This window comes from uncultured Corynebacterium sp. (genome assembly GCF_902782855.1).
In the GTDB taxonomy this organism is placed as follows: Bacteria; Actinomycetota; Actinomycetes; order Mycobacteriales; family Mycobacteriaceae; genus Corynebacterium.
The window spans coordinates 1-12,867 of the sequence record NZ_CACZOO010000208.1 but is presented as its reverse complement, the minus strand read 5'-3'; the positions used below and the strand labels follow the sequence as shown (position 1 = coordinate 12,867).

Genomic DNA, 12,867 nt, shown 5'->3' with positions numbered 1-12,867 from the left:
GTCCTCCATCGCCGCCCGCGCCTGCGGCAGGGAGTGGGTGGACAACCCCACCACCACGTCGGGACCGAGCAGGGCACGGACCTGCGGAACCGTCAGATCGTCCTGGCCGACATGGAAGACGTCGGCCCCCACCAGGGCGGCGATGTCCGCCCGGTCGTTGACGGCGAACATCTTCCCGTGCTCCTTCGCCACAGAGGCCAGGACCTCCAGTGCGGCGACCTCGTCGCAGGTGTCGATGGACTTGTCCCGCAACTGCACGATATCCACCCCACCGTCGTAGGCGGCGTGGAGGAAGTCCCGGAGATCACCCCGTTCCGTGCGCGCGGGGGTGCACAGGTAGAGCGTGGCGTCCTGCAGCTGACGCACCCGACGGGCACGAAGGTCGCGGTCGGGGGTGACGGTGAATCGGGAAAGGCTCATGTGGTGGAATGGTAGCCGTAAGCGGACTACGGGAGCCCTTGCGGCGACACGCCGAAGCAGGGCTGAGAGGACCGGGGCACCGGTCGACCGTCCACACCTGACGCGGATCATGCCGCCGGAGGAAAGGAACGCATGAGCATCAACAGCCCCGACACCGTCATCGTCGGCGCCGGAGTCGCCGGAATCACCGCCGCCTGGAACCTGCACAAGGCCGGACAGAGCGTCACAGTCGTCGACCCGGAGCCGGGGATGGGGGCCTCCCGCGCCGCCGCCGGGATGATCGCCGCGGTGAGCGAGGTAATGTACCAGCACCGCACGATGCGCACCCTGATGACCACCTCGGCCGCCCTGTATCCCCCGCTGGTCGCCGAACTCGAGGAGCTGCTCGGTCACGACGTGGGCTACCGCGGCACCGAGACCCTCGACATCGGCGCGCACCCGGCCGACCGTGACTGGTTCTCCGACCTCGCCGAGGTCCAGCGCGCCGCGGGGATGACCGTCGAGCAGATCACGACCCGGCAGGCCCGGAGGCTGGAGCCGGCGCTCTCCCCTGCGATCTCCGGAGCGTTCCTCGTCGCCGGTGACCACCAGATCAACCCGCGCAGGCTCGTGCCGGCTCTCATCGAGGCGCTGGAGCGGACCGCCACCCCGGAGGTGTCCTTCACGCTCGTCCGGCAGCGGGCCGTCGAGGTGCTCCGGGCCGCCGACACCGCCGGAGCGGTCACCGGAGTCCGGCTCGACGACGGCACGGAGGTCCACGCCGCCACCACCCTACTGTGCCCGGGAGTCTCCCTGAGCAGCATCGGCGGCCTGCCTGAGGCGGAGTGCGTGAAGCTCCGCCCGGTCCACGGCGACATCCTGCGCTCCCGACTGCGCCCCGGCCGACCCCCACTGCTGGAACGCACCGTGCGCGGCATGGTCAACGGCAAGCCGGTCTACCTCGTCCCCCGCACCGACGGCGAGATCGTCATCGGCGCGACCGAGCGGGAGGACGGGTTCGACGGCGTCGTCCTCGAGGGCGCCTACCAGCTGCTGCGGGACGCCCAGGTGCTCGTCCCCGGTGCCGCGGACCTGGAGCTCACCGAGATCCTCGCCCGCGCCCGCCCCGGCACCCCCGACGACCTGCCGTACATCGGACGCCTCGACGGCGTCGACGGGCTGGTCGTCTCCACCGGCTACTCCCGCCACGGCATCCTGCTCGCCCCGTTGGGCGGGCACCTCGCCGCCGGGCTCGTCCTCGGCACCGACGCCAGCGATATCACAGCAGAGGACGCCGCGGTCCTCACCGCCACCGACCTTCACCGATCCACAGGAGCGACAGTATGACCGTCACCGTCAACGGTGTGCCCCATGACTACGCTGACGGTGCCACCGTCGCCGACGTCGTCCTCGACATCACCGGCCACGCACCGGACGACGACCAACTCGGTGTGGCCGTCGCCCTCGACGCCGCCGTTGTCCCGCGCAGCCGCTGGGCCGCCACCCCGGTCCCCGTAGGAGCCGAGATCGAGATCATCACCGCCATGCAGGGAGGCTAGACACATGTCACTGACCATCGGTTCCACCACCGTCGAATCCCGTCTCATCATGGGTACCGGAGGTGCGACGTCGATGACTGTCCTGGAGGACGCCCTCACCGCCTCCGGCACCCAGCTCACCACCGTCGCCCTGCGCCGCTTCGACCCCGCCACCGGCACCTCCCTGTTCGGGCTGCTCAACCGGCTGGGTATCGAGGTACTGCCGAACACCGCCGGCTGCTACACCGCCCGCGACGCCCTGCTCACCGCACGGCTCGGTCGGGAAGCCCTCGGCACCAACCGGGTGAAGCTGGAGATCCTCGCTGACGACGAGACCCTGCTGCCCGATGTCGTGGAACTCGTCGACGCCACCGAGCAGCTCACCGACGACGGTTTCGAGGTCTACGCCTACACCTCCGACGACCCGGCCGTCGCCCGTTCCCTGGAGTCCGCCGGGGCGGTCGCCGTGATGCCGCTGGGGGCACCGATAGGCACGGGTCTGGGTATTCTCAACCCGCACAACATCGAACTGATCTGCACCCGCGCCACGGTCCCGGTCATCCTCGACGCCGGGGTCGGCACCGCCTCGGACGCCGCCCTGGCGATGGAGCTGGGCTGCGACGGTGTGCTCCTGGCCAGCGCGGTGACCCGCGCCCAGGATCCGACGCTGATGGCCACCGCCATGCGGGCCGCCGTGTCTGCCGGGTACCTGGCCCGCCGGGCCGGACGCATCCCGAGGCGCACCCTCGCGCAGGGCGCGTTGGCCTCCTCCCCGATGGAGGGACGCATCGCCGCGGGCACGAGCCGGGAGAGCGAGTCGCTGTGACCGCCAAGTCGCTCCCCTTCGCCCCACTGGTCGATCCGGTCGCTGAGCTGGACCGTGAGGACCTGGTGAGGTACGCCCGGCACCTCACCCTGGGACAGATCGGTCCGGAGGGGCAGCGCCGGCTGCGGGGCGCCCGCGTGCTTGTCACCGGTGCCGGCGGACTGGGCTCACCGGCCCTGCTCTACCTCGCCGCGGCCGGGGTCGGCACCATCGGCGTCATCGATGACGACGTCGTGGACGTGTCGAACCTGCAGCGCCAGGTCATCCACGGCATGAGCGATGTCGGTCGGACGAAGGTGGGGTCCGCCGCAGACGCCGTCGCCCGGATCAACCCGACGGTCACCGTGGAGCAGTACCGCACCCGCCTCACCGCGGACAACGCCGTCGACATCGTCGGCCGGTATGACCTGGTGTTGGACGGGGCGGACAACTTCGCCACCCGCTACATCGTCTCGGACGCCTGCACCCTGACGGACACCCCGTGTGTCTGGGGCTCGATCCTGCGCTTCGACGGACGGGTGTCGGTGTTCTGGAACGGTCCCGACCATGACGGCATCAGCTACCGTGACCTGCACCCGGACGCCCCCGCCCCCGGCGAGGTGCCCAGTTGCGCCGCCGGTGGCGTCATCGGCGCCCTGCCCGGAACGATCGGCTCCATCATGGTCACCGAGACGGTGAAGCTGATCACCGGGACCGGCACGCCACTGTTCGGTCGACTGCTCATCCATGACGGACTGGCGATGACCTTCCGTGAGTTGAGGATCCTGCCGGACCCGGACGCCCCCCTGGTCACCACGGTCGATGACGGGGTCGCCGACGTGTGTGCGGCACCGGCCCACCGCACGGTCAGTCCGGCGGAGCTCCAGTCGCGACTGAACGCCGGGGCGGTGCTCCTCGACGTCCGTGAACCGTGGGAGCGTGCGATCGTGTCCATCCCCGGCGCACTCGCCGTCCCCCTGGGGGATCTGCAGTCGCGTGGCGCCGGGGCCCTTCCCGCCGAAGCCCGGGGCCGGGACGTGATCTTCCACTGCAAGTCCGGACGCCGGTCGGAGACCGCGTTGGAGGCGGTGGCCGGGTACTTCGCCACCCGCGAGGAGAACGCCGCCCACCTCGACGGTGGCATCCTCGCCTGGGTCGGTGAACTGCACCCGGAGCTTCCGGTCTACTGAGCCTCACGGACGACGGTCCGGTGAGTCTGCCGGGCCCGCCACCGCACCATCGCCGCCCGGCTGATGAGCAGGCCGATCACGCCGACACCCCACACCACACCGACACCGGTCAACCAGGCCAGCCGGAAATCTCCCCAGCTGTAGTCCGCACCGTGCGAAGACGCGTCCAGCACGAACCCGACAACCTGCGAGGCGACCATCGCCGCGACGAAACCACCCATGTTGGACAGCCCGGTCGCCGTCGCCGTGAAGCGCCGGTCGACCTCCTCACGGACGGTGTCGAAACCTACGTTGGCGACCGGTGCCAGCCCGGGCACCAGAATGTTCATCGCGACCATCGCCGCGAAGCCACGCGGGGCGTCCGGCAGGAAGAACACCACCCAGCCGAGAGCGACGAGGACCGTCGCCACCATCGCGACCAGTGGACGCCGTCGTCCGGCGCGGGCGGAGATCACCCCCCACGCCGGGCCGACGAGGACGCTGACGACCATGTTCACCACCAGTACGGTGGATGCCTGCCCGTCAGTCATGCCCATGCCGAGGGTCATCAGGGGTTTGCCCCACAGCAGGGTGAACACCGCCTGACTCATCAAGGTGTAGTGGATGAAGAAGCCCAGCCAGCAGGCGGGCTGGCGCACCACGAAAGCGAGGATGCGGCCGATTGCGGGGCGCTCCCCTGCAGTGGTGCCCGGCGTCGGTTCCGGTGTGTCCCGCACCGCGAGCCAGACCAGCAGTGCGACGAGGACGCTGCTCGCCCCGAGACTGACGAACGAGGCCGCCCAGCCGTGGACGTGGAGCAGGGCGGTGAACGGTACTGCGGAGATGAACTGCCCGATATAGCCCAGCCCGCCGGTGAGCTGGGTGAACAGCGGGGTTCTCCGCATGGGTATCCAGGCAGGCAGGATGCGCATCACGGACAGGAAGGCGGTGGCGTCCGCGGATCCGATGATGACGCGCGCGACAATGGCCACAGCATAGGAGCCGGTCACACCCAGCAGGACCTGTCCGGCACCCATCAGCAGCGCACCGACGACGAGCATCCGACGGGGCCCGAACCGGTCGATGAGCATACCCATCGGGATCTGTGCGAGGGCGTAGACGCCGACCTGGACCGAGGAGAACACCGCCAGACGGGACGCGGAGATGTCGAAGTGGTCCATCGCCTCGACACCCGCGACGCCCAGGGAGGTCCGCCCCGTGATGGCGAGGACATAGGCGAGAATTCCTGCGGACCACACCATGAGGGCGCGGCCGCTCAACCTGTCGGAAGGCCGGACGGACGGGGTTCTCGGGAGGGGTGTAGCAGGCACGTCCCCCCACCTTAGTCCTGTGGTCGGACCGGCGAGCGGGGCGGAGTCCGTCAGCAGATGATCGCCGCAGTGCCACGGACCAGTACGGTCAACGCCCCGACCGCGGCGAGGGCCAGGGCCACCCGGTGCGCGACCGTACGAGGCACCCGCCGCGAGATGCGGATCCCCACCGCGATCCCGAGGAGGATCGCGACCAGGGCCGCGGGCCAGATTCCCCGGGGCTCCGCCCCGATGTCCCCTGCCCCGGAGAACCACTTGATGCTGAAACTCAGGGTCCCGGCGACGACGAACAGCGGTTGGAGCGTCGCGGCGAAGGTACGCTGCTCCCAGCGCGACGCCTGGGCATAGACGGTGAGCACCGGTCCCGCCACACCGGCCAGCGTGTTGCTGAGGCCACCGACCACGCCGGCCGACATCGCCGGGACACGCCCTGAGACGGCCGGGATGAACCGCTTCCCGACGGTGGTGACACTCAGCGCCAGGAGGATGAGTGCGCCGACGATGACCTGCAGTACCGCAGGGCTGATGACGTGGATGAGCCAGGCGCCCGGAACCGCGCCGAGCACCATCGTCGAGCCGATGACGCCGAACTTCCGCCAGTCGATGTCGCTGCGCTGGTTGATCGTCGACATCAGGCCGTTGACCGCGGCGATCGCGTTGACGACCATGATGCCCTCGACCGGCCCCATCGCCAGGCTCAGTACCGGCCCACCCAGGATCCCGACCCCGATACCGGACACCCGTTGCATGCACGACCCGATGAGGATGGTGACGAACACGAGGAGAACAAGCGCCATTCCAGGGATCTTAGCTTCCGCCCTATACCATCTTGACATGTGACTCCTCCTGCCCCCGTTGCCGCACCACCGTCGTCCGCCCTGACACCGGTCCACCATCACCGTGTCGTGGTCTGGCTCGGTTGGCTGATGGCCCACCTGATCCCGGTGGTGTGGATCGAACGGTACGACACCTCCACCGGCGACGTCCACTACTACTTCGTCGGTGTCAACGACTACGTCCCCGGGGCGATGACCGAGTATCCGGTGGTGGGCACCCTCCCGGCACGTCTGGTCAACCTGCTGCCCGGCGGGGAGGCCGCCTACATCCGTTGGTTCGTACTTGTCTGCATCCTCGCCTCGGCACTGTTCACCGCCTGGCTGCTGCATGTGGACCGCGACCCGGGGCACCGTGCCGCCTGGTTCTGGCTGCTCTTCGTGGGGCTGTCCGGTCCGGTCCTGCTCACCCGGCTGGACATCTTCCCCGCTCTGACCGTCGCCGCGTTCGCCGCCCTGCTCTTCGCCGGGTCCCGGACGGGTCGCCGCGCGGCGACCGTGGCCCTGGCTCTGGCCACCATGATGAAGCTGTGGCCCGGTGTACTGGGCGCCGCACTGGTCGGCGGCATGCGGCGGAGGTCGACGTGGGCCCGCATCCTGTGGTTCTTCGCCTCCCTGATCGTCCTCTGCGCCGCTGTCGCCGCAGTCTCGGGGACGGACGGTCTGACCACCCCCCTGGACTACCAGTCCGACCGGGGTCTGCAGATCGAGTCACTGGCCGCCACCCCGGTTATGGTGGCGGCGTCCTTCGCCGCGGACGCCGGCACAAGGTGGCAGATCAGCTACGCCGCATCGAAGAGTTTCGAGATCACCGGCCCCGGCGCCGGGGTGATGACCTCCGTCGCCTCGGTGGCGACCGTGGTGACGGTCATCGCGGCTGTGGGTTGGGCGGTCACCCGGCTGCTGCGCGACGACTGGTCGCCGATGCAGGCTCTGGCGTTCAGCGTGATGACGGTCGCCGCGGTCATCGCGACGAACAAGGTCTTCTCACCGCAGTACATCACCTGGCTGGCGCCGCTGGTCGCCGTCGCGCTGTTGGTGAGCCGACGCCGGATCGTCACGGTTCTCGCGCTGGAGGTACTGGTGACAGCGCTGCTGACGACGTGTGTCTATCCGGTCTACTACGACTGGTTGCTGGTGGTGCCGACCTCGACGATGGCCGTACTGTTCCTCGCGCTGCGTAACCTGGGGATTCTCGTGATCCTGTGCACCGCTGCATGGTGGGCGGTCACCGCGCGTCGGGAATCCGCGCCGCGATAGCCGGGAAGACCTCGAACATCAGCGGCGCCAACGGATGACCGGGGTCGTCCGGGGTGCTGTCACTGTTTCCCAGCGGTGCCCAGCGGGTCTCGGCGATCTCCGCGGCAGGAGGAGGAGTGCCCCCGGCCCATCGGGTGGTGAAGACATCGGCGACGACGGTGTGACCGGCCTCGTTGGCGGCCGGGGCCCGGTAGCGGCCGACCGGGTGGAGGGCCCCTGCCGGCAGCAGGATCCCCGTCTCTTCATGGACCTCACGGATGGCCGCCCCCAGCGCCGTCTCCCCCTCCTCAGGCTTCCCGCCGGGGAACTGGTAGAGGTCGGTACCGCGCTTGCGGACAGTCAGTACCTCGACCCGTCGTACCCCGAGGACCCGGAGGAGAGCGACGGCACTGACGCGGATCTCACGGGTCATCGAAGGGCGTCACGGATGGTCGCGACGGTCACGGCGCAGGACTCGTCGGTCATCGCGTCCCGGTAGGCGCGGCAGACGTCGGATCCGTGCTGCATCACCATCAGCAGACCTGCACTGAGCTCCTCGGAGAGAAGCTCGAGGTCCTCCTGCCCGGAGACCATCGAGCACAGGTCACGGTGCAGTCCCGCAGCGGGTCGGGGCACTGTGCCGGTAACGGTCAGTCCGGATCCGACCCCTGCCGCCAGAAGACGGACATACGCCTGGGCTGCGAGGCCGAGCAGGTCACCGTCTTCCCTGAGGCCGGCGACATGACGGCGGAAAGTGAGCATCGACGGCATCGTCACGTGCCGGTCGCGCCACCGGGCACTCGCGTGGGCCCGGTCGAGAGCGAGATTGAGTCTGCCGGTGGAGGCGGCGAGTTCCGCCCGTAACCCGGCGGGGACGACCACGCAGTCCCGCAGGATCCGCAGCCCCTCCCAGTGCTGCTCCAGCCAGGCGACACGACCGGCGAAAGGCAGCGAACCATCGGACAGTCGACGGACCACGGCCGAACGACCGAGACAGTCCACGACCGCCTCGGTGACGGCGTCGACCAGTTCAGCGGCGGCGACCACGACCGACCGGTCCCCGGACGATTCCGGGAATGCCTGCTGGGTGTTCACTGTGCCACCACCTTTCAGTTCGTCATCCTAGCCTATCCTCATCTTCCCGTGTCTGTCGCGGCCCTCACCGGAGGGAGATCATCCCCTGCTCCGCTCCAGTGCCTCGAAGACGCCCGAGTTGAAGGCGAAGGCGTCCGAGGAGGCGGAGAGGAGGCACCGCTGCTCCCCCTCCGTCAGGACCAGGGCGTCGAGGGCGGCCCGGTAGCCGTCCCGGTAGACCTTGGGCTTCGGAACATGCGGAAAATCGTAGAAGGTGAGCCCGTCCGCCGGGACGTCGTAGTGGCGTCCCATCAGACGGCCGATCACCTGGCCACCCGCCAGATCACCCAGGTACCGGGTGTAGTGGTGGGCGATCAGTGCCGGGATGTCACGGTCCCGGGCGATGCGCTGCAGTTCGGCGACATACGCGGCCGTCTCGGGGAGCGGCTCTGCGTTCACGGTGCCACCGAGGACGCTGAGATCATGGACCAGCGCAGGCCGGCGATCGAGTCTCCGGTCGGCGATGTCGGCGAGGCGGGGGTCACCCGTACACGCGTCAACGGCCTCCTCCAGCGCGGTGTAGAACAGGAGGGCCTGTTCCTGGAACGCGGTGAAAGCGGCGGCGTCCAACTCCCCGGCGAGCAGCTCCTCCATGAAGGATGAGTGCTCCGCCCTGTCATGCGCCTGGCGCGTCTCCTCGCGGAGCCGTTCCGACAGGCTCGCGGCGGGGAGAGCGGTGGTCATGATCAGTTCCTCCGTATGTACGGTCCTCGGGTGTCGTGCACCGCCGATGTTAATGAAGGGTGGCCTGACCTGACATCATACGAACGGTTGATTGGTCGGAAGACCCGCTCCCGGGGTGGGCCGGATCCACAGCTGACCCTCGATCTCACTGACACTGACCGGCCACTGGTAGACCTCCGACAGCCGCCGGGGGGTACACACCTCCCGCGGTGTCCCGGCGACGACGACCCGGCCGTCGCACAGCAGGGCCAGCCGGTCGCAGTAGCGGGCGGCCAGGTTGAGATCATGGAGGACCACGATCACCCCCCTGCCGCCGCCACCGTCGACGGCGCTCCCCGCGACCCGGCGCACGCTGTGCATGGTGCGCTCCTGATGACCGATGTCCATCGCCGCAGTCGGCTCGTCGAGCATCACGATGCGGGCCCGCTGCGCCATCACCCGGGCCAGGGCGACCCGTGCCCGCTCGCCACCGGACAGCGTGGTGACCTCCCGGTGCTGCATGTGCTCCATGCCGACCTCCGCCAGGCAGGCGTCGACGATCCCGGCGTCCTGATCCGGGTCCTTCGGCCATGCCGCCCGACCCATCTCGACGACGTCCCGAACCAGGTGCGCGAAAGAGACCGTGGTCTCCTGCAGCATGACTGCCCTGGCCCGGGCTGCTTCCCGGGCGGAGTAACCGTGGTAGTCACGACCGAGCAGCGTGACCGTACCGGTGGAGGGGTCAGTGTCCCCTGCCAGGACGGCGAGCAGTGTCGACTTGCCGGCGCCGTTCGGGCCGATGAGGCCGAGAACCTCCCCGGAGTGCAGGATGAGATCGAGTCCGTGCAGAATCTCCCGGCCACCGAGCTCGGCGGTGACCGAGTCGGCGACGAGCAGCTCCGCGTCTCCGGCGCCGGTCATGCCACACCGCCTTTTTTGAGCATGCGACGCAGGAGGATGAAGAACGTCGGGCCGCCGACCAGAGCGGTGAAGATGCCGATCGGCAGGTCCGCGTAAGCGATGAGTGTGCGTGCCGCGACATCGGCGATGAGCAGCAGCACCGCACCGCCGACCGCGCTCAGCGGGACGAGCCACCGGTTGCTCGCCCCGATGACCTGGCGCAGGATGTGCGGGACGATGAGTCCGACGAAGCCGATGATGCCGGCGTAGCTCACCGCGAGGGCCGCCAGGGCCGTCGACAGTCCGATGATCCAGACGCGCATCGCGGCGACGTTCACACCGGCATGACCTGCGGCCCGCTCCCCCAGGCTCAGCAGGTCCATCTTCCCTGCGATGACGCAGGCGGCGATGATGCACACCACCACCGGTGCAATCACTACACCGACCTGGTTCCACATCGCACCGTTGAGGGAACCCATCTGCCAGAAGATGATCTGTTCCCGCGAGGAGGTCGGGGCGAGGAAGACCATGACGGAGATCACCGCACCGGCAACCGCGTTGACCGCGATACCGGTGAGCACGAGAGTGAGGACCCTGACCTCGCCGTTGATCGAGGACAGCCGGTAGATCACCACGGTGGTCAGCACACCGGCGGCGAAGGCCAGTACCGGGGTCGTCGCCGAACCGAGGAAGGCCAGGTCGAACACGATACCTACGGCGGCCCCGACGCCGGCGCCGGAGGTGACACCGATGACGCTGGGCTCGGTCAGCGGGTTCCCGAACAGTCCCTGCAGGAGGGTACCGGCGACCGCCAGTCCCGCACCGACGAGCAGGCACAGGACGATCCGGGGCAACCGGATGTGCCACAGCACGTCGGCCCCCGTCACCGAGTTGCCGTCGGGTCCGGCCGCCAGCGCCTTGACCACCTCCCCCGGAGACAGGGTGTACTGACCGAGGACGAGGTTGACCACGACGGCCACCAGCATGAGCGCGACGAGGACGCCGAAGGTGGTCCACCGCACCGCCTTCCGGTGCTCCAGGACCGACCGGTGGTCTGCAAGCCGTTTCACGGAAGGTGAGCCTACCCCAGTAGCCACGACGCCCCGAACTCACGCACCGCACTCACTCGTCGTACTGGGCGTCCACGACTTCCTCGCCCCAGAACACCCGGTCCACGACCTTGCGGGCGCGGCGGGTCTTCTTGAGATAGTTGTCGAGGAAGCCCTGCGAGTCCGCCGGATCCCAGCCGGCGGCTGCGGCGACGTGCACCAACTGTGCACCCGGCGGCGGCAGCTGGTCGGGAACCTTCGCATTGGACAGCACCAGTGCGTTGCGGGCGTGACTGGCGGTGATCCACGCGTCCCGCAGTGTCTCGACATCGAACTCGGAGAGCAGACCGGCGGTACGGATCTCCTCGAGAAGCTCCAGGGTGGAGGTGTTGTGCAATGCCGGGATGAGGTGACAGTGCTGCAGGGTGAGCAGCTGCACCGTCCACTCGACATCGGTGAGCGCACCCCGCCCCAGCTTGGTGTGGGTGGCACGGTTCGCACCACGCGGAAGCCGCTCGGCGTCGACCCGGGCCTTCATCCGCCGCACCTCCTGGACCGTCTTCTGGTCCGCACCGCCCTGCGGGTAGCGGAAGGGGTCGATACCGTGCAGGAACCGGATGCCCAGGTCCTTGTCGCCGGCGACCCACGTCGCCCGCAGCAGAGCCTGGTACTCCCAGGTCTCGCCCCAACGTTCGTAGTAGGCGAGGTAGGACTCCAGCGTACGGACCGCCGGGCCACTGCGTCCCTCCGGGCGCAGATCCAGGTCCACCTCCAGCGGCGGATCGGTCGAGGGTTTGGCGAGCCGGGACCGCAGCCGGTCGGCGATACCGACGGCCCAGTTCACGGCGTCACCGGTGGTGACCGGGTCACCACCGTCCGACACCGGCTCACAGACGAAGAGGACGTCCGCGTCGGAGCGGTAGCTCAGCTCCGCACCACCGAGACGTCCCATGCCGATCACGGTGATGACGGCCGGCGCGTTGCGGTGGTGGGCGTCCTCCCAGGCACGGATCTCCGCCGACAGTGCGGCCTCCAGCACCGCATCCCACACCCACGACAGGGACCGTGCGACCTCCGGCAGTTCCATCATGCCGAGCAGATCGGCGGCGGCGACGCGCGCCAGTTCGGTCCGGCGCAGCGAACGCGCCGCGGCGATGGCCTTGTCAGGGTCCGCGTAGCGGCCGGCGGCGGCGACCAGCGAGTGGCTGATCACCGAGGAATCCTTCTCAAGCAGCTTCGGCTTCGTCGCACCGTCGGAGAGGAGCTTCACTGTGTCGGGGGCGGCGAGGAAGAGGTCGGACACATAGGGTGAGGTCCCCAGGATCTTCATCAGCCGCTGGCCGACGATGTTCTCGTCGCGCAGCAGCCGCAGGAACCACGACCGGTCGGACGCCGCCTCCGACAGCTTCCGGTAGGCCAGCAGCCCGGCGTCGGGGTCCACGGTCTCCGAGAGCCACTCCATGAGAGACGGCAGGATGACCGCCTGGACCCGGGCGCGGCGGGTACCGCCGGACGCCAGCGCGGAGAGGTGGTCCATCGCCCGGTCCGGGTAGCGGTAGCCCAGGGCGGCGAGCTGACGCTGCGCCGCCTCCGGGGTGAGCCGCAGCTCGTCGACACTCATCTCGACCACGGACGTCAGCAGCGGGCGGTAGAAGAGCTTGTTGTGCAGCTGGCGGATCTGCCGGCCGGTGGCCCGGACCCTGGCCTCCAGTTCCTCGGCGAGGGTGCGGGTGCCCTCGGCGACCAGTCCCGAGGTGCGCGCCAACCAGGTCCGCGCCGCCCGGTCGGACACCTCCGGCAGCAGATG

At 69.2% G+C, this 12,867-nt stretch carries 14 protein-coding genes and 1 riboswitch; of the genes, 5 read left to right on the top strand and 9 right to left on the bottom strand.

Annotated features, from left to right (window positions below):
• On the bottom strand, window positions 1–420 hold a 420-nt coding region (locus QZV72_RS09040), incomplete at its 3' end, for a thiamine phosphate synthase (RefSeq protein WP_297007571.1).
• An 18-nt stretch (window positions 421–438) separates the two neighbouring features.
• Window positions 439–562, top strand: a riboswitch (TPP riboswitch).
• Between QZV72_RS09040 and thiO the strand changes: the two genes are divergently transcribed.
• The 4 genes from thiO (at window position 553) to moeB (ending at window position 3,932) form a co-directional block, all read left to right on the top strand.
• The gene (gene thiO / locus QZV72_RS09035; protein ID WP_297007568.1) at window positions 553–1,746 is read left to right on the top strand and encodes a glycine oxidase ThiO; all 1,194 of its coding nucleotides are present in this window, start codon (window positions 553–555) and stop codon (window positions 1,744–1,746) included. (Overlaps the previous riboswitch by 10 nt.)
• Complete coding sequence (thiS, locus tag QZV72_RS09030) at window positions 1,743–1,958, top strand: sulfur carrier protein ThiS (RefSeq protein WP_297007566.1); 216 nt, start codon at window positions 1,743–1,745, stop codon at window positions 1,956–1,958. The genes thiO and thiS overlap by 4 nt, the downstream gene beginning before the upstream one ends.
• A 4-nt stretch (window positions 1,959–1,962) precedes the next feature.
• Complete coding sequence (locus QZV72_RS09025; protein ID WP_297007563.1) at window positions 1,963–2,763, top strand: thiazole synthase; 801 nt, start codon at window positions 1,963–1,965, stop codon at window positions 2,761–2,763.
• Window positions 2,760–3,932: a molybdopterin-synthase adenylyltransferase MoeB gene (gene moeB / locus QZV72_RS09020; protein ID WP_297007560.1), complete on the top strand. Its 1,173-nt coding sequence runs from the start codon at window positions 2,760–2,762 to the stop codon at window positions 3,930–3,932. The genes QZV72_RS09025 and moeB overlap by 4 nt, the downstream gene beginning before the upstream one ends.
• Here the strand turns inward: moeB and QZV72_RS09015 are convergent.
• Window positions 3,926–5,242, bottom strand: a complete 1,317-nt coding sequence (locus tag QZV72_RS09015) for a nitrate/nitrite transporter (RefSeq protein ID WP_297007557.1) — start codon at window positions 5,240–5,242, stop codon at window positions 3,926–3,928. The genes moeB and QZV72_RS09015 overlap by 7 nt on opposite strands.
• Window positions 5,243–5,292: 50 nt before the next feature.
• Window positions 5,293–6,039 carry a sulfite exporter TauE/SafE family protein gene (locus tag QZV72_RS09010; protein WP_297007554.1) on the bottom strand — a complete coding sequence of 249 codons (747 nt, stop codon included), beginning with the start codon at window positions 6,037–6,039 and terminating at the stop codon, window positions 5,293–5,295.
• Window positions 6,040–6,078: 39 nt separating this feature from the next.
• Between QZV72_RS09010 and QZV72_RS09005 the strand changes: the two genes are divergently transcribed.
• Window positions 6,079–7,335: a glycosyltransferase 87 family protein gene (locus QZV72_RS09005; RefSeq protein WP_297007551.1), complete on the top strand. Its 1,257-nt coding sequence runs from the start codon at window positions 6,079–6,081 to the stop codon at window positions 7,333–7,335.
• Here QZV72_RS09005 and QZV72_RS09000 read toward each other — a convergent pair.
• The 6 genes from QZV72_RS09000 to QZV72_RS08975 all read right to left on the bottom strand — a co-directional run.
• Window positions 7,304–7,747 (bottom strand): NUDIX domain-containing protein, encoded by a 444-nt coding sequence (locus QZV72_RS09000; RefSeq protein ID WP_297007547.1) that lies wholly within the window; start codon window positions 7,745–7,747, stop codon window positions 7,304–7,306. The genes QZV72_RS09005 and QZV72_RS09000 overlap by 32 nt on opposite strands.
• Window positions 7,744–8,409, bottom strand: coding sequence for a hypothetical protein (locus QZV72_RS08995; protein WP_297007544.1), 666 nt, complete (start codon window positions 8,407–8,409; stop codon window positions 7,744–7,746). The genes QZV72_RS09000 and QZV72_RS08995 overlap by 4 nt, the downstream gene beginning before the upstream one ends.
• Before the next feature lie 78 nt (window positions 8,410–8,487).
• Window positions 8,488–9,132, bottom strand: coding sequence for a heme oxygenase (biliverdin-producing) (locus tag QZV72_RS08990; RefSeq protein ID WP_297007542.1), 645 nt, complete (start codon window positions 9,130–9,132; stop codon window positions 8,488–8,490).
• Between the two features lie 75 nt (window positions 9,133–9,207).
• Entirely contained in the window at window positions 9,208–10,032 is an 825-nt protein-coding gene (locus QZV72_RS08985; protein WP_297007539.1) for a heme ABC transporter ATP-binding protein, read from the bottom strand.
• Window positions 10,029–11,033 (bottom strand): iron ABC transporter permease, encoded by a 1,005-nt coding sequence (locus QZV72_RS08980; protein WP_297007573.1) that lies wholly within the window; start codon window positions 11,031–11,033, stop codon window positions 10,029–10,031. Before QZV72_RS08980 ends, QZV72_RS08985 begins: the two co-directional genes overlap by 4 nt.
• 100 nt (window positions 11,034–11,133) lie before the next feature.
• A partial coding sequence (locus QZV72_RS08975; RefSeq protein ID WP_297007537.1) for a bifunctional [glutamine synthetase] adenylyltransferase/[glutamine synthetase]-adenylyl-L-tyrosine phosphorylase occupies window positions 11,134–12,867 on the bottom strand: 1,734 nt, incomplete at its 5' end.